Source organism: Bacillus sanguinis, assembly GCF_018332475.1.
In the GTDB taxonomy this organism is placed as follows: Bacteria; Bacillota; Bacilli; order Bacillales; family Bacillaceae_G; genus Bacillus_A; species Bacillus_A sanguinis.
Genome location: NZ_BOQB01000164.1, coordinates 1 through 18,715 on the forward strand (window position 1 = coordinate 1; position 18,715 = coordinate 18,715).

The 18,715-nt window shown below is 34.8% G+C and carries 12 protein-coding genes; 5 read left to right on the forward strand and 7 right to left on the reverse strand.

Annotation, left to right across the window (positions count from 1 at the left end; genetic code table 11):
- The first annotated feature begins 77 nt into the window (after positions 1-77).
- Together KI369_RS17795 and patB1 are read left to right on the forward strand one after the other, a co-directional pair.
- Positions 78-1,493, forward strand: coding sequence for an MBOAT family O-acyltransferase (locus KI369_RS17795; RefSeq protein ID WP_212956817.1), 1,416 nt, complete (start codon positions 78-80; stop codon positions 1,491-1,493).
- A gap of 24 nt (positions 1,494-1,517) precedes the next feature.
- A complete protein-coding gene (patB1, locus tag KI369_RS17800; protein WP_212956818.1) occupies positions 1,518-2,708 on the forward strand; it encodes a secondary cell wall polysaccharide O-acetyltransferase PatB1 in 1,191 nt (396 codons plus the stop codon).
- Between the two features lie 106 nt (positions 2,709-2,814).
- Here patB1 and KI369_RS17805 read toward each other — a convergent pair whose 3' ends face one another.
- The 4 genes from KI369_RS17805 to KI369_RS17820 all read right to left on the reverse strand — a co-directional run bounded on the left by KI369_RS17805 (position 2,815) and on the right by KI369_RS17820 (position 11,959).
- Positions 2,815-5,403: an S-layer homology domain-containing protein gene (locus tag KI369_RS17805; protein WP_212956819.1), complete on the reverse strand. Its 2,589-nt coding sequence runs from the start codon at positions 5,401-5,403 to the stop codon at positions 2,815-2,817.
- A gap of 714 nt (positions 5,404-6,117) precedes the next feature.
- Complete coding sequence (locus KI369_RS17810) at positions 6,118-8,541, reverse strand: S-layer homology domain-containing protein (protein WP_212956820.1); 2,424 nt, start codon at positions 8,539-8,541, stop codon at positions 6,118-6,120.
- Positions 8,542-9,199: 658 nt separating this feature from the next.
- The gene (gene csaB / locus KI369_RS17815) at positions 9,200-10,297 is read right to left on the reverse strand and encodes a polysaccharide pyruvyl transferase CsaB (protein ID WP_144613141.1); all 1,098 of its coding nucleotides are present in this window, start codon (positions 10,295-10,297) and stop codon (positions 9,200-9,202) included.
- Positions 10,298-10,438: 141 nt separating this feature from the next.
- Positions 10,439-11,959 (reverse strand): putative polysaccharide biosynthesis protein, encoded by a 1,521-nt coding sequence (locus KI369_RS17820; protein WP_212956821.1) that lies wholly within the window; start codon positions 11,957-11,959, stop codon positions 10,439-10,441.
- A 282-nt stretch (positions 11,960-12,241) separates the two neighbouring features.
- On the opposite strand from KI369_RS17820, the gene secA2 reads away from it, so the two are divergent.
- Both secA2 and KI369_RS17830 read left to right on the forward strand, forming a co-directional pair.
- Positions 12,242-14,608, forward strand: a complete 2,367-nt coding sequence (gene secA2 / locus KI369_RS17825) for an accessory Sec system translocase SecA2 (protein WP_212956822.1) — start codon at positions 12,242-12,244, stop codon at positions 14,606-14,608.
- A gap of 14 nt (positions 14,609-14,622) precedes the next feature.
- Positions 14,623-15,504 carry an accessory Sec system S-layer assembly protein gene (locus KI369_RS17830; protein WP_212956823.1) on the forward strand — a complete coding sequence of 294 codons (882 nt, stop codon included), beginning with the start codon at positions 14,623-14,625 and terminating at the stop codon, positions 15,502-15,504.
- A 110-nt stretch (positions 15,505-15,614) separates the two neighbouring features.
- Here the strand turns inward: KI369_RS17830 and KI369_RS17835 are convergent, their stop codons facing one another.
- Complete coding sequence (locus KI369_RS17835) at positions 15,615-15,986, reverse strand: hypothetical protein (RefSeq protein ID WP_212956824.1); 372 nt, start codon at positions 15,984-15,986, stop codon at positions 15,615-15,617.
- 233 nt (positions 15,987-16,219) lie between these two features.
- Positions 16,220-17,698 carry a SulP family inorganic anion transporter gene (locus tag KI369_RS17840; RefSeq protein WP_212956825.1) on the reverse strand — a complete coding sequence of 493 codons (1,479 nt, stop codon included), beginning with the start codon at positions 17,696-17,698 and terminating at the stop codon, positions 16,220-16,222.
- A 187-nt stretch (positions 17,699-17,885) separates the two neighbouring features.
- Between KI369_RS17840 and KI369_RS17845 the strand changes: the two genes are divergently transcribed.
- The gene (locus KI369_RS17845; protein ID WP_000955002.1) at positions 17,886-18,356 is read left to right on the forward strand and encodes a hypothetical protein; all 471 of its coding nucleotides are present in this window, start codon (positions 17,886-17,888) and stop codon (positions 18,354-18,356) included.
- Between the two features lie 88 nt (positions 18,357-18,444).
- On the opposite strand, the gene KI369_RS17850 is transcribed toward KI369_RS17845, so the two are convergent.
- Positions 18,445-18,715 (reverse strand): LPXTG cell wall anchor domain-containing protein (locus KI369_RS17850; RefSeq protein ID WP_212956826.1); only part of this gene is annotated, 271 nt, incomplete at its 5' end.

Consider the following 18,715-nt stretch of genomic DNA (forward strand, 5'->3'; position numbering starts at 1 on the left):
CTATTATATAAAAGAATATATAATAGATATGTCGGTTTTTTGCACGAAATGTATTTTGAAAAAGTGAGGAGAGTCCTTTGGTATTTAGTAGTTCGATTTTCTTATTTATCTTTTTACCTCTCGTATTATTTTTCTATTTTATAGTGCGTGCCGAGCTACGTAATTTCGTATTACTTGCATTTAGTTTAATTTTCTATGCATGGGGCGAACCACGTTTCGTTCTTTTAATGCTCTTTTCTATTGTATTAAACTACTGCTTCGGCCTACTCGTGCATCATTATGATAAACGAAAAAATATGAAAGTCACATTTTTAATTATGGCTGTGGTCGGAAATATTTTATTACTGTCTTATTTTAAATATATTTCATTTTTCACAGACATTTTAAACAACGCTTTACATTTATCTATTCATGTGGAACCTATTCCACTACCAATCGGAATTTCATTTTATACATTCCAAGCGATGTCCTATGTCATCGATATATACCGTAAAGATGGAGAAGTTCAAAAAAATCCACTTAACTTAGCGCTATATATATCTATTTTCCCTCAGCTTATTGCCGGACCAATTGTTCGTTACAATATCGTCGCTGAGCAAATTAAAACGCGCATCCATTCTTTTGAACGATTCACAGAAGGGATTCAAATTTTCGTTCTAGGACTAGCAAAAAAAATATTAATCGCCAATCAAGTCGGGTTTGTAGCCGATAAAATATTCGCCTTACCGCCATCTGAAATAAGTGTTGGGACGGCATGGATTGGTATTATCGCCTACACCCTGCAAATTTATTTCGATTTCTCAGGGTACTCTGATATGGCAATCGGAATTGGAAAAATGTTCGGATTTGATTTCCCGAAAAACTTCAACTACCCATACATCTCTAAATCTATTTCAGAATTTTGGAGAAGATGGCATATTACACTTGGTTCTTGGTTCCGCGATTACATATATATCCCACTCGGCGGAAACCGCGTTTCCAAACTAGCGAATTATCGTAATCTCTTCATCGTATGGGGATTAACTGGTTTATGGCACGGGGCGAGTTGGACATTTATCGTATGGGGCTTATATTACGGCTTTATTATTTCAATTGAAAAAGCTGGATTCGAAAAAATCTTAAACAAACTATGGAAACCGCTGCAACATGCATACGTATTACTAATCGTTATGATTGGTTGGGTCTTCTTCCGAGCTGACAACTTCGCTTACTCATTCCAATATTTAAAAGCGATGTTCGGCATAGGGGGACAATCTTTCATTGATGACAATACAATGTTATACGTACATGAATACATTATCGTATTTCTCATTGCCTGTATCGCAGCGACCCCAATTTTAAAACGAATAAAAAACATACTTGAACTTGCGCCAAAAACGTATATGTTCACGGTGCAAATTGTACGTCCTATATTACTACTAACATTATTTATGATTTCAGTTATGTACTTGATTAACTCAACATATAATCCATTTATTTATTTCAGGTTTTAACTGATGTAGGAAGGAAAAGTTATTATGAAAAAATTGGGAAACCTCATCCTGTTTATCGGTTTTCTCACCATTATCTTTTCATTTGGCATATTATCGTTACTCAAAACAGACCGAGCCATTTCACCAGTTGAAAATCGGCCGCTCGCTCAAAAACCAGCACTTACGAAAGAAGCTCTCCTAACTGGTAGCTTCTTTAAAGATTTTGAAACATACACAAATGATCAACTAATCGGACGAGATGAATTTATTAAAAGCTATACAATTGCTCAAATTAATATAGGAAAATCTCTCATTAACGACATTATTTTGACTGATGATAAATGGCTCCTTAAAAATCCGGCGTGGACGAAAAAATATAATGAAATTGATCAATCCATGCCCGCTATAAACGACTTATCTCAGTTTTTAAAAGAACAAAACGTTGAGTTTTACTTTGCTTTACCACCGTCAAAAACGAATGCTTTATCATTTAAATTACCTTCTCATATTTACACATATGCACAGGACAATTTAAATTACTTTCTAAAAAAACTTCCTACTGACGTAAAGCCAATAAAACTGATGGAGCAATTCAAACAGAACTATACGAACGAAGAAATACAGGACATGTATTTCAAAACAGATCATCATTGGAATATGGATGGTGCCTTCGTAGGCTACCAATATATAATGAATACAATCGGACAACAATCTTCTATATATAAAGGAAAAGAAATAAAAAAAGAAGACTACACTCGTACATGTGCGCAAAATAAACATTTAGTCGGAAGCTTCAACAACCAACTATACCAACTCATCGATGCCACTGGTGAAAAATTGTGCTACTACACACCGAAAGACGGTTTCAATTTCACAAGCGTAACCGCAAAAGATGTGACAGGTACTGTTCACCAAAACTTAGATGACATATACGGCATAGAAAAACAAAAAGATACAACATCATACGCAGGTTATTACACGGATGACTATCCAGAAATCGTTATCGAAAATAACAATGCACCAAATGAAGTGCGCGCTTTAGTCCTAAAAGACTCATTCGCAAACGCAATCGTGCCGCACTTAGCACAAAGCTTTAAACATACATCCATCCTCGACCTACGTCACTATCACGAAAAAGATGTATATCAATACATTAGAGACAACAATATTAACATGGTATTGTTCGTGTACAGTGATTCGAATTTAAGTGGGGATATGTTTAAGTTTAAGAAATAGAAAGAAGGCTCTTGTACATGTACAAGAGCCTTCTTTCTATTAAGAGATAATAAAAAAATCAGTGGGGATTCATCCCCACTAATTTTTCATTCTATCTATAATCGACTTATAGATTTGGGTTGTTAAGCACGTTCACGTGTACAGCTTGTGAACCGATTTCGCTTGTTAGAACATCTTTCTCACCTAATACTTTGAATACTAATGTACCTTTGTCAGTGTACTTAGTAGTTAAAGTATTGTAAATGTCTGGATTGAAGTTTGGAAGTACAGAATCACTTGTTTGAGATACTGTTACATGACCAAGCTCTTGATCGAATTTATCGAAGTGAGCATTGCCATTTGTATCAAGGTAAAGTTTACCTTGGTCTGCACCAGATTTTACAACACGTACTTTATGTTGTGTATCTTTCGTTAAGTTAATACCTTTAACGATATCATCAAGGTTACTTCCTTCAAGTTCTAATACAGTACCAATGTTAATTTTCTTCTCAACGAAGTTTTCTGTTTGAACTGGTTTGAAGTTTACAGATTTAATAGCGATTTTCTCTTGAACGATTTCAACTGTCGCTTTACCAGCAGTTGCACCATTTTTCGTTAAGTGGATATCAACTTTACCTGGAGTTTTACCTGTAACAACAACTTTATTTCCAACAATTTCAGCTTCAGCTACAGCTGGATTTTTAGATTCAACTACATAACCTTCTAAGTTTTCAGGATCAGAGTATACGCGATCTGAAGTGTACTTAGATAATTGATATGCAACTGTGTTAGAAACATTTAGGTCAAGTTTTGTATCAGGTGATGCACCGTATTGACCTACTTTAGATACAAGTTCGAAGTTTTTGAATGCTACGTTACCTTCTGTTACGTTCACATATAATGAACCTAGAGTTTCACCGTTAGCATTTTGGAAGTGAACTGTACCTTCGCCCACATCATTACCTGTAACACCAAGTGTTTTTGTACCGATTGAACCAGAGTCAGTCGTTACTACATCTAATCCACCTTCTGCAACTACACCAGTTTTCGGAAGAACTTCTTTAATTGCAGCTGCGTTAGCACCAAATGGATCGCCATATTGGTCAGTTGTTACGAATGTAACAGGTAATGTTTTATTTTGAACAACTTGTAATTTATCTGGGTTAGCTTTTACTGATTTTAATGTACGAGAACCAGTCGTTACTTTAAATTTAACATCTTTCGTAACGTCGCCTACTTTAATAGTAAGTGTAGCTTCACCAGCAGCTTCAGCTGTAATATAGTTGTTTACTACAGAAATAATACCATGGTTTGAAGATTTAATGCTGATTGAGTTTGGATCAACAACTTTATCTTCTCCAGCAATTGTAGCTACTACGTTATGGATTTGTGCTTTTTCACCAACTACTAACGTTTGGCTGTTTAACTTGAAGTCTTTTCCAGTCAGTGTATTACCGTATACTACACCGTTTTTATCCGCATCTACTGCAAATGCAGTATTTTTAATTGCTGAAGCTGGTGTATCAAGGTTTTTCACTGTAATAATACCAGTGTTAGAAACTGTTAAACCACCGCGTTTTGTAACTTGTACTTCTACTTTATAGTCACCGTGCGAAAGACCAACACCAAGTTTACCTGTAGAAGAAGTAGCGTTTCCATCCTCAAAGATGTATGCTGGTGAACCGTCTAAGTTATTTGCTACAAATTTGACGTCATGGTTTGCTAAGTTTAAGTACTCAACATCAGCGTTACCTTTTTCGTCGTTTAATTTGAAGGCAACTGCTTGACCAGCACGATCATCATCAAATGTAAGTTTTTCAACTGCTAATTTTTTAACTTCGTATACGAATTTCGTTACGAATGATTGATTTTTCACTTTTACAGTAAGATCTTTATTTGGAGCTACTTTACCACCAAGTGTTACAGTTGCAGAAGTACCATCAGCACTTGCTTCGATTGCAACAGCTTTGTCTCCTTCAAGAGTTACATCATCAGCAGAAAGTTTTTCTAAACCAGTACCTGTTAATGTTAATTTCGTTGGTTCAGAAACTTTCACATCCGTTACATACGCTTGTGCATTATCTTTTTTGCCATACTTTTTATCTGCTACTGCGATAAATTTAGCTGCTTCTGCACGAGATACAGATTTATCTGGCTCCCATTTGCTACCGCCTGTTCCTTCAGAAAGTCCAAGGTGGATTAGGATGTTGGCTTTTTCTTCACCCCAATGATCTAATAAATCTTCAAATTTTGTAACTAACTCGCCGTTCACTTTATCTTTTAAGTTATAAGCACCTACGATCATAGAAGCGAAAGAAGCACGGTCAATCTTTTTATCTGGAGCGAAGTTTTCTTTACCATCACCTCTAACAACACCCGCTTTTTCAACAGCTGCAATGTATTTAGAAGCCCAATGATTTTTAGCATCTTTGAAAGATGGTTGTGCACCCTCTTCAACTTTTAAACCTAATGTAATTGCCATAATTTTCGCAGCAGAAGCACGATCAATTTCTTCAGCTGGAGCGTATGTACCATCCGGCTTACCTTCGATTGCACCTTTATCTACTAAGTAATTGATAGAATCTAATCCCCAATGACCAGCTGGAACATCTGGGAATGATTTTCCTGCTGCTGCTACTGGAGAAACAACACCTGCTACCATTGCTGCTGTCATCGTACCTGCGATTACTTTTTTGTAAGAGTTAATCTTTGCCATTTTATAAATTTCCTCCTTCAGGAATATGCTACTAGTTTCATATCATATTAAATTTGAAAACTAGCTAGTTAGAAAAGCCATAAAACAATAAAAACACAAACAAAAATACTATAATGAAAAGTAGTTCACATAATAAAATGATACAAACCGTTAGATGTAAATATAAGGTTTAAATACCATTTTTTGAAACAAGTTCATCATACTATACAAAACCATTCGTTATCAAGAACTTTCTCAAAAGAAGATTCGACACATTCTGATAATTCAGTCTTTTAATTGTATTATTAGTATATAAATAATACTCAAATATAGAAATGAGCAAACTGTTTTCCGATAAACCACTCTCACTGCGCTTCGTATATTTTTCATATCGAATACACAATTGGAATTATAGCACATATTTCCACTTCATCACCTAAATATTTTTTACAATAAATACAATTTTCAGACTACATTCGACTGAAACTATTTCATTTCGACATTATTTTCTTCTTTTCGAATGATTTTTTAACAAAAAAAGGTGTTAATTTACAAATATTTTACATATCAATGGGATGTTCCGCTATTTTTGAAACCGTTTTCGATTTGTTTCTCAATAAAACGAACTACTAATTTGCAAAATAGGATTTAGTTTTTAGAGATCGTTTTATATAAAAATTAACCATAAAAAAGAGCCCACATAATGTGGGCTCTTTTTATTGAAATAAATTTCAATTAGCGAGTTACTGTTACTGGTTTGAAAGCAACAAGTACATTTTTGTTAGCAGAAGTATCAATTGTGTTTAAAACTACTTTACCATTAACTTCATTAGCTTTAACTGTTAATGTACCATTTCCTAAGTTAACTGCTTCATTAACTGTTAGAACTACTTCTTTAGAAGCTTCTTTTTTAGGATCAGCTACAGTTAATACTACACCATTTAAGTCAAGTACGAAATCAGCTTTATCAACTGTTACAGCTTCAGAGAAAGTAAGAGTTACTTCTTTTTTGTCTACATTTGTAATTTTAGCTGATTTGAATTCAGGAGCTGTATTATCAGCAACTGTAACTAATAAATCAGTATTATTGATTTTAACATTTTCTGTGCTTTCAACGTTAGCTACTGTAAATACAACAGTTTTTGTTGCATCAAATTTAGTTGATGCTGGTAACTCAATTGTTGCTTTTGTACCAGTTTCATCTAATACAATAATTGTACCTTCTGGTAATTTCTTACCATCTAACGTGTAGTTATTTAAGTTAGATGCTGAAGTTGCACCTTGACCACCTTTAACAGCTTTATCAAATTCAACTACAATTTTGTTAGCTTCAAATTTTGCAGTAGCTTTTGGAGCTTCTTTACCTACTACATCTTTTTCTGCAACTTTAACAGTTGTTTCAAAAGCAGCTGATTTGTTACCAGAAGCATCTGCTACAAATTCTTTATTAGCAAATAATTTATAGTTTCCTTTTTCAGTGAATTTAACAGTTACTTCTTTTTCATTTGCAGTAATATTTTCTGCTGGAACTGCTACTTCTTTACTTGTATCAAGATTGATAACACGTAATTGTTTTGCATTTACTGTGTTAACTTTTTTGTCAAATACTAATTTAGCATCTAATCCATCAGTTTCCACTTTAGTAAACTTAGGTGCTACTACATCTTTTGAAACTTGAACAGCTTTTGTTGTTTTTGTTCCAACGTTACCTGCAAGGTCTGTATGTCCAACAAATTCTACAGATAGGTTTGCAGTATTTTCATTTGTAGCAAATACATCTTCTTCTACAGTGAATGTTGCTTTTGTTTTATCGCCTGTAGTATTTAATGCATTGTTATTCTCTAGAAGAGTTTTGTCACCTTTTTTAACTGTTACTTTATTAAGTGCTTTAAGTTCTTCAGTGAATGTTGCTTCTAAAGTTACTTTTCCATCAGCAGTAATATCAGTTACTTTAACTTCTTTTACTTCAGGTGCAGTAACATCTTTTTCTACTTTGTATGTCGCTTTACCTTGGTACATAGACATTTCAAGACCAACTAAATCTGTTGCACCGTTAACAATGATAGAGAACTCTTTACCATTTTCAAGTTTTAAAGCTTCTTTAGAAGTGAAAGTATTGTCTTTAACTTCTCCTACAATTTCTTGACCGTTAACTACTACTGTAACAGGTTTTGTTTCATCTAATTTTTCACTGAATACAACTTTAACTTTTCCATCTGGAGTAGTTACTGTAGATACAGTTGGAGCTACTTCATCGTTAAAGAAGATAACTTCTAATTTTTTCGGAACATCTTTACCATCTACAGCTTTTACGTTTTGAACAGTTAAAACGTAAGCTTCTTTATTTTTTAATTTCGCATCTCCATCTACAGTTAAGATGACAGATTTTTTATCTTCGCTTAGTTTTGGTGTAACTGTAAGACCACTGATTTCAAAGTTTTTAGCAGTTACATCTTGAATTGCAGTGCCGAATTTAACTTCGATCTCTTTAGCGTTGATTGCTTTAATAGACTCAACTTTAGCTTCTTCTTTTTGTCCGAACTCTTTGTCAGTCTTAGCAATGAATTTAGCAGCTTCTGCACGAGTTACAGATTTATCTGGCTCCCAACCATTACCAGTACCATTAGTGATACCTAAAGCAACTAAGATGTTAGCATCTTTTTTACCCCAGTGTTTTTCTAAATCAGAGAATTTAGTTTCTAATTCTCCGCTTACTTTGCTTTCTAATTTGTAAGCTTTTACAATCATAGATGCCATAGAAGCACGGTCAATTTTATTGTTTGGATTGAAGTTACCAGTTCCATCACCTAAAATAACACCAGCTTTTTCAACAGCTGCGATATATTTAGCAGCCCATGAATCTTTAGCGTCTTTGAAAGTTGGTGTTGCACCATCTTTAACTTCTAAACCTAATGTAATTGCCATAATTTTCGCTGCAGAAGCACGATCAATTGCTTCAGTTGGAGCGAATGTTCCGTCTGGTTTACCTTCGATTGCTTTTTTTGCTACTAAATAATCAATGTACTCTGCACTCCAAGAACCAGGTTCAACGTCTGGGAATGATTTTCCTGCTGCTGCTACTGGAGAAACAACACCTGCTACCATTGCTGCTGTCATTGTACCAGCGATTAATTTTTTGTAAGAGTTAGTCTTTGCCATTTTATATATTTCCTCCTTAGGAATGTAATACTAGTTCCATAAGTTTTTAAATAGATATTCTATTTATTTTTGAAACTAGTAAATATAAATGTGGTTAACGTATCCTTGTATAGAATCACAAAGAAATTATACACCAGTTTTATCCAATTAAAAATCTGAAATTCGACAAAAAGGTGAATTTTCGAAATTCTGAATGAATGTTTTTTCGACTTTTATTTTAAAAATCCGGATTATAAAATCAGAATATTTTAAACAGCCGGAAAAACGTGTCAGAATTACGTTTTAAATAATTTTTTCATAACCATTTACAACTATAGCAGAAAAACGTTTACAATTTCAATATCTAGCTATGAAGATATTACGACATTAATCGACAGTTGTTTTTTATATAATTCGACAGTTTTCTTGCCATCCAATTTTTCGAAATTACCAAACCTATTTTCTTTTAATTACCAACTAAAATGCCAAATACTAACATTCTCTATATATGAATGTTAGGATTTTTAAACATACATCTTATCTCTCAAACTTCATTTTTTATGCGCATACATTTATAATCGCTTATGTAATTCGACAGTTTTCTACAAATGTTTCGTTTCTTTCGATATTTTATTTTTTTCGAAAAATATAAAAAAGAGGATGTCCTCTTAAATTAAGATTACATTCCCCTTTTTTCGAACTCTTTTGAATTCAAGTCACTTATGATGTATCGAGACGCTGTTGAAATTTGTTCTCGCAATTCTTCTACTCTTTGTTCCAATGTTGCTTGTACATATTCTTTTTGTTCTAGTTGCTTCGTTGCCACATTATACAAAGTTTCAGCCGTCCAGTCACCATCTACGTTTCCGATAATCGGCTGATTTACTTGTTGTAAAAATGAATCAATCTTTGGATCATATGAAACACCGACCATAGGAATATTAGCAACCGCAGATAATATGAGCGCATGAAGTCTCATCCCTATTAGAAGCGAACATTCCGACAAAATTGAAATTTTCTCATGGATATCCAGCTTATACGGAAGCATATGAGCTTCTTCACCCATTAAGTTAATAATATCACGTGATGCATTTTGATCAAATGGTCCATGCATTGGTACGAATAAAATATGATATCCATCACGCTTAAATTTTTTCAACGTATCTGCTAGCTTCTTCATATAATCTTCTTTCGCGTCCCAATACCTCACACTAACTGCAATTACTTTCCCTTGAATCGAATGTTTTTGCAGCCACTCCGACTTCATTCCTTCTGGTTGACATGCCAATACTGGGTCTGGAACTAGTTCGATATCTTTCTTAATACCCATTTCTTTTAAATACAAAAATGAATCTTCATCACGAACTGATATATATGCCGCTTTTGATACTTGCCATTTCACTAATAAACGATTTTGTCTTTTCGTAATTGGACCAATTCCTTGCGCGTAAATATAATACGGCTTCTTCAAAAAACGAGCAATCCGCATAATACCTGTATAGTACAAAATGCTTTTAATACTCGTTTTATCTTGAAGGAGACTTCCCCCTCCGCTAATTAAACCATTACTTCTCTTTATTTCCTTATAGATTGCTCTTATATCCCACCGATTTACTGCCTCTACACCGTACATTTTTCTTGTATAGTCGGGGTCATTCGAAAGTACAACAAGCTCCAGAGTAGGATCCTCTTCATGTAGCGCTTTAATAATTGATTGCAAAATTGCTTCGTCCCCAACATTATAAAAACCATAATATCCTGATAAAACTAACCGCACTCTTAATCTCCTCCAACATTTCGCAATCAACTTTTTGTCATGCAACAAATTGCTATCAACTCTTTAATAAGAAAAGTTGGATAACTTCAAATTGATTTCTTTCACAAACATATAAATAGCCATACTCATTTATAGACAAATTTACTTACGTAAAAATGGAATTTGCTTTTTGGATATCCAGTTCAACTTTAATGCGCATATGCCATATATGAACAAGGCCACACAAAATGCTAAACCACTATATATTACTGCAATAAGTCTAGAATCTACCACATTTATTACAGTAGATGTGAAATATAATCCTATACCTACTATACTAGATACTCCGATTACAGCAAAAAATCTCCCCATGTGAATCGAATAAGCCAATTCTTTTCGAATGTATATATAATTTACGATACAAATCATGATATATATGATAAGTGTACTATAAGCCGCACCGGTTATGCCAAATTGACTTACGAGTACTATATTTAATATGACTTTTACAAAACTCGCTCCAACAACTATCCACGCCGCTTGCTTAGAACGGTTAATGCCTTGCAAAATTCCTATTGATAATACCATAAGTGATGTGAAATACGAACTACCAATTAAAATAGCTAACATGCCGCTCCCTTTAGCATCTGTAAACAACCCAACATTTAACGGGACTGTAAGCGCCATGAGCCAGATTGTTATCGGCGTTGTTAAAACATGAGCAAGCTCATTTGTTCGTTCAATTGTATGTTTTGCTAGCACTATATCTTTCTTTGTTAATGCAGCAGTTAACAACGGGATTAACGGAAATACCATCGCGCTTGCAAACACGACAATTAATTGTGTAAACGCAAAGCCACGACTATATATACCAAATTGTTCTTGAATTGTTGTAGTGGATTCATGTAGCATATGTGGAATCGTTACAGAATCAACTAAATTTAACAATGGCATCGATAATGCACCAATTGCAATTGGAATCGAAACCTGAAGTATCTTTTTTGCATTATCTTTAAAATTTTGCAGTGAATATGTATTACTTTTATAACGATATATACTTTTTACATACTTCAATCTCAAATAGATAAGTGACGTAATTACCCCAAGGCAAGAACCAATCATTGCACCGCCTGTTACAACATCACTGTCTTTATTCCAAGATACAAATAAGAATGCAATTGCTAACATAAAGAAAACACGAACGAATTGCTCAATTACTTGTGACACTCCGGTAGGAATCATATCTCCAAAACCTTGGAAATACCCTCGATACACCGCCATATATGGTGCGATTAATAAAGCAAACGAAGTGATGATTAATGGAAGTCTCGTATCTTGTCCGCCAAGCATATTTGCAAACATACTTGATCCAATCATAATAACTGAAAATCCAAGCACTCCAAATATTACTCCAATAATAGATGCTGACGTAAATAGTTTAGCAATTCCGTCCTGGTCATTTTTCTCATGAAGTTCAGCGATTAACTTTGATATAGCTAGCGGCACTCCCGCTACTGATAAAGTTAAGGCTATCATATATACAGGAAAAACAAGGCGGAAGATTCCAAGCACTTCATCTCCGGCTATATTTTGTAACGGGATTTGAAAAAAACTCCCCAACACTTTCGATAGAAACGTTGTAATCGTTAAAATCGCAGCGCCTTTCACAAACTTATTATTCATCTTCTAGCTCTTTTCTTTCAATATATAATTTCCATACCTATTACATCATAAAACGAGATAACTATATTCTTCTCTTTTTAGAAAAATTTCACTTTATCTCATTTAGTTATCATACCAAATTTATTATACATTGAATACTCTCTTTCTTTATGCCTTTTAAATATATCATATGTCATAACGCCTTATTTTTATCCAGTTTTTTCTTCAATTTACTACTTCTACTTATTCCGGATAAACATGTGCTATAATGTAGCTATTGTCAGTAAGAGGAGTGTTTACAACATGCTGAATTCGGTAAAAAAGCTGTTAGGAGATTCTCAAAAGAGAAAACTAAAAAAATATGAACAACTTGTTCAAGAAATTAATAATCTAGAAGTAAAAATATCTGATTTATCTGATGAAGACTTACGCCATAAAACGATCACATTTAAAAACATGCTAAACGACGGAAAAACAGTGGATGATATAAAAGTAGAGGCGTTCGCGGTTGTACGTGAAGCAGCAAAGCGTGTACTTGGATTACGTCACTACGATGTGCAGTTAATCGGTGGCCTTGTACTATTAGAGGGTAATATTGCAGAGATGCCAACTGGCGAAGGAAAAACATTAGTTTCTTCTCTTCCAACATACGTACGTGCTCTTGAAGGAAAAGGCGTTCACGTAATTACTGTAAACGACTATTTAGCAAAACGAGATAAAGAATTAATTGGCCAAGTTCATGAATTTCTAGGCTTAAAGGTTGGGTTGAATATTCCTCAAATCGATCCTACCGAAAAGAAACTTGCTTACGAAGCTGATATTACATATGGTATTGGAACAGAATTTGGCTTTGACTATTTACGTGATAATATGGCCGCTTCAAAAAATGAGCAGGTACAACGTCCCTATCATTTTGCTATTATCGATGAGATTGATAGCGTTTTAATTGATGAAGCGAAGACGCCTCTTATTATCGCTGGTAAGAAATCAAGCAGCTCTGATTTACACTATTTATGCGCAAAAGTTATTAAATCATTCCAAGATACCCTTCATTACACGTACGATGCAGAAACGAAATCTGCTAGTTTTACAGAAGACGGTATTACAAAAATAGAAGATTTATTTGATATCGATAACCTATATGATTTAGAGCATCAAACTTTATATCATTATATGATTCAAGCATTACGAGCTCATGTCGCTTTCCAATGTGATGTTGACTATATTGTACATGATGAAAAAATTCTACTTGTAGATATTTTCACGGGCCGCGTTATGGATGGTCGCTCTTTAAGTGATGGTTTACACCAAGCTCTTGAAGCAAAAGAAGGTTTAGAAATTACTGAAGAAAACCAAACACAAGCGTCCATTACAATTCAAAACTTCTTCCGTATGTATCCAGCATTATCTGGTATGACAGGTACAGCAAAAACGGAAGAAAAAGAATTTAACCGTGTATATAACATGGAAGTTATGCCGATTCCGACAAACCGTCCGATCATTCGTAAAGACAAAAGTGACGTCGTGTACGTAACAGCTGATGCTAAATATAAAGCTGTACGTGAAGATGTTCTAAAACACAATAAACAAGGACGCCCGATTTTAATTGGGACAATGTCTATTCTGCAATCAGAAACTGTTGCTCGTTACTTAGATGAAGCGCATATTACATATCAATTATTAAATGCAAAAAGCGCAGAACAAGAGGCCGATTTAATCGCAACAGCTGGACAAATAGGACAAATTACAATTGCGACGAATATGGCCGGACGAGGTACTGATATTTTACTAGGCGAGGGTGTCCATGAAATTGGTGGATTACATGTAATTGGGACAGAACGCCATGAATCAAGACGCGTTGACAATCAATTAAAAGGTCGTGCTGGTCGTCAAGGAGATCCAGGTAGCTCTCAGTTCTTCCTTTCTTTAGAAGATGAAATGCTAAAACGTTTCGCGCAAGAAGAAGTCGAGAAATTAACTAAATCACTGAAAACAGATGAAACAGGACTTATTCTAACTTCTAAAGTCCATGATTTCGTGAACCGTACACAATTGATTTGTGAAGGTAGCCATTTCTCAATGCGTGAGTACAATTTAAAGTTAGATGATGTAATAAATGACCAACGTAACGTTATTTATAAATTACGTAATAACTTGTTACAAGAAGATACAAATATGATTGAAATTATTATTCCAATGATTGATCATGCTGTAGAAGCCATTTCTAAGCAATATCTTTTAGAAGGTATGCTTCCAGAAGAATGGGATTTCGCTCGTTTAACAGAACATATAAACGAAATTTTACCAGTAGAAAACATGCCATCACTATCAGCGAATAATGTACATTCACCGGAAGATTTACAATCCGTTTTGAAAGAAACATTATCTCTTTATAAAGGGCGCGTAATTGAACTAAATAGCCATACTGATTTACAACAGTCGCTACGCTATGTTGCCCTTCATTACCTAGATCAGAACTGGGTAAATCACTTAGATGCAATGACCCACTTAAAAGAAGGAATCGGGCTAAGACAATATCAACAAGAAGACCCTACTCGTCTTTATCAAAAAGAAGGTTTAGATATCTTTTTATACACATATGGTAATTTCGAAAAAGAAATGTGCCGCTATGTTGCAAGACATTTAGGTGTTCCTGAAAACGTACAATAACGAGGTGAAAGATTATGTTATCATTTCTAAAAAGAGCTAAGAAAAGCGGAAAAGATACGACTGTCTCTAGTAATCAATTATTCGGACAAGAAGAAACAAATACTGAAAATAAAACTGTAAAACCAACGCTTTACTTCCACCCAAGCTGGGGTACAGTAGCACAAGAACAAAAATACATTTATCAATTTTTACATAAAGAACTAACACGTTTACAAGAATATCAAATTTCTTTATCTGGAATTGAGATTGAAAAACGTGATAATGGTTATGACGTAGCTGTATTTATTCGCAGCACTGTTCCGAAACCAATTTCTTTCGAAGAGGTTACATTAATCCTTCTAAATAAAGAGAAGAAACTATGCGCTCGCAAAACATTTAACCTTTCTGCATTAGGAGATATTCCTGCAAATGTAAATATGCCATTCATCTTTACATTTGAGCAAGAAACAATTACAGATGCTGCATTATCGCAAACAGATTGGGAATTAGCATTTGAACTTGAAGATAAGCATGCATTAGATTTAGACCCATCTTGGGAAGCTCAGTTACCTGAAGCAAGCAAAGAAGCTTTACGTAATTTCGTAGACAATTTAACACCTCCAAATGATGGTGAAATTAACTTCCTAGGTCTGCAAGCTGCAAGAAAAGAAAATGGTGATTTACATACAACGCTTCTTATTCGTAACGGTTGCAAAGACACGATTCAACTAGAGCAACTTCCTCTTCATATTGAAGATGCTGCAGGTGCAGTTGTTGTGAAAGGAGCTTTCACATTACCGAATCTTGAAATTAAAGCGAATACTACAAAACCGTGGTCATTTGTCTTCCCCGCTTCATCTATATTAAAAGAAGATATGGATCTATCTTCTTGGAAAGCATTTGTACCACAAGACTAATAAGAGAGGCTGCTTTAGAAGCAGCCTCTCTTATTCTTTTTCATACAAAAAGCCTGTTCAAAAAGATGGTCATCACACCTCCTTGGACAGGCTCTTTCTTTATGTAAAATTTACTTCGTTACTAATAAACATTCAATATGATATTCAGCTTCTAATTTGCACATTTCATCTACGTGTTCCACTTTATGCCTCTTTAATTGCTCTACTTGCTCTTCGCTCGGCTCTTCATTAATAAGCTCGTTAATTTTTTCATTCACTTTCACTGCTAACGCTTGATGGAAATCTGGATGTTCTTTCAACTCATCATCTACTTTATTAATCCAAGTTGATTTTGTGTATAAATATTGTTTCCACTGTTCAACAAATTGCTGCATATCAAATTTTTCTTCATTCCATTCAATTTCTTTCATATACTTCTCAAAAGAAACAACAATTGATCGCGTAATCCCGATTTTCACTCCATGTGGTAACTGTTTGTACATCAAATATTCCCTCCAGCTTAAAGCTCTTCCTTCTGAATATAAAGGAATCTCAAAATTCATATACATTCTTATAATAGCACATTGCTAATCTAAGATGTTACTATACTGTGCAGAAAATCAATTGTCAATAAACGCACAGAATCTAGATATACGAATTTAACATATTAAAAATAAAGGAAAAATAATAAAAACCTTCACACTCTACAATGTATTCCATGTGAAAGTTTTTATTATTATATCGCTTCAGTTTCCGAAATTTGTAATTTCTCTTTTTGCTCATCGTTTGCCAGCGTCACTATCGTCTTTTCAACGTGCGGATGTACATGTTCCAGCGTCACACTCGCGCCCGCTTTATCCGACTGCTCAACAAAGTTCAATAATGCCATAGCTCCTGATACATCCATATAGCGCACATCTTTCATACGTAAAACAACCGGAGACCTTACGTCTTGTAACGTAGAGAAAATACGATCCACTGTTAGGAAAGAAAGTGGACCTTTAATTTTATACGTCGCTTCCTTTTCTTTTACAATAAAAGCTTTACGTTCTTTACATTTCACCATGTATATAATGAACGAAAGAATAATACCGAATGCAACAGCAATCATTAAATCGAACTTCACCGTTACAATCATCGTTACGAGCATAACAATGACATCCCCTTTTGGTGCTACATGCATTTTCTTCATGCTTTCCCAATCAAACATGCCAATACCAGTTAAAATTAAAATACCTGATAATACAGCAAGCGGAATGTATTGCACGACTGATCCAAGTCCCATAATGAAAATAAATAATATAACACTATGCATACATGCCGAAAGTGCCGTTTTACCGCCACTTCTTATATTCACGATAGACCTTACAGTCGCACCTGCCCCTGCTAACCCGCCAAACAATCCGCTCACCATATTACCGATACCTTGTCCGACCAGTTCTTTATTACTTTTATGACGTGTACCTGTCACATTATCCATTACGACCGATGTTAACAACGAGTCAATCGATCCTAATAAAGCAATACTAAGCGCTGGTAAAATAAGTTCTGCTATGCCTGTTCCACTTAAAGATGGAATATGAATCGTTGGCATCGCTTCTGGAATCGTTCCAATCTTTTCAATTACTTTATTTAGTGAAAGATTTCCGATAATCGGTAACTTTACTGTAAGTCCTTCGAGTAGAGAAGAAAATAAAGGAAGCAAAGCTGTCACACCGACTAGTGCTACTAAACTAGACGGAATCGCTTTAATCCATTTGCCCGAAACAATCATTACAATAATCGTTAATACTACAAGTAGAAAACTATTTTGCACATGCTTCATTTCACCTAAAATAATAATTAATGCGATTCCGTTCATAAATCCTGAAACGACAGGATACGGAATATATCGAACGTAAGAACCGAGCTTACATACACCGAATAAAATTTGAAATAATCCTGCCATCATAAAGGCTATAAAACTTGCCTCTAACCCGTGCGTCGCAATAACTCCAGTTGCGATAACAGTAATCGGCCCAGTTGGCCCCGTTACTTGTCCAGGTGTCCCGCCAAATAAAGCTGCGAATAAACCAGCAAAAATCGCACCATACAATCCGACTAGTGCTCCCTCAGACGTTCCCGTTGCAGCAATACCAAATGCAATGGCAAGTGGCAACGCAACAATCGCAACCGTAAAACCAGCTAAACATTCCTTTGCTATTCTTTGAAACATATAATAACCACCTTCACATTAAGTCCACGTTCCATTGTACACCTAAAAGAATACATTCGTTAGTCCACTTTTTACAGTATCGTGACGTAAACGTATTCAATTGTAAACTCACGCCGCATCTTTGGAAACCATTGTAACTGTGCTATAATGGATAAATTAAATCTTTTATTATATATTTGGAGGCACTATGCTAACTTTTGAAGAAAAATTATCGATTATTGAATCTTTCCCTGAATTAGAAAGAAAGAACGTCTCATTAAAACGCGTGAACTTTCACTTTGAAGAAAGTCGTTTAGATAAAAAGAACGTTGTATATCATTTACATCCAAACGGAAACGGATTTGTATATGCAAACTTCATTAAAGGTTATAAAACAGATGATAAAGGCATGATTAACATCCGTGAGTTTTCAGAAGAAGAACTGCGTTCATTAATTGAAAAAGTAATTGAACGTCTATCACAGGAGCCAGAAGAAATTGTTACACCAATGGAACCTGCTGCAGAAGAAGAATGGAAGAACGAAGACGGCCACATCCTAACTCTTATTCAAGAGGATGATATGTGGAACGTGTACGCTGGTGTAAACTTAGACGGTACATTCAACTCTTATCCAGAAGCTGCGGAATACCTTGATGAAGAAGGTTTTTCACGTAAATAATATAAAAAGCGGAGACTTATCGTCTCCGCTTTTTTCTATACATCTGTTTCCAAACTAAAACCATAAGAACTTAACGTTCTCACATTCATTAATTTTTTTGACGTCTAAACATCATCGCTCCCAAAATTAATGCGAACATACCAGCAAGAATAGAAGTAGATTCCGCTGCTGCTCCACCTGTTTGAGGAAGTAATTTTGATTGCTTATTACTTTCTTTACTAGATGGGACTTCTGATGTGTTTTGTACTTCTACTTTATCTTGAACCTCTAGTTTGTTCGGTATTTCTAGTTTCTCTTCTGTCACCTTTGGCTCTTCCAACTTTTCTTCTTTTAACTCTTTTGTTGTTTCTTCTTCAACT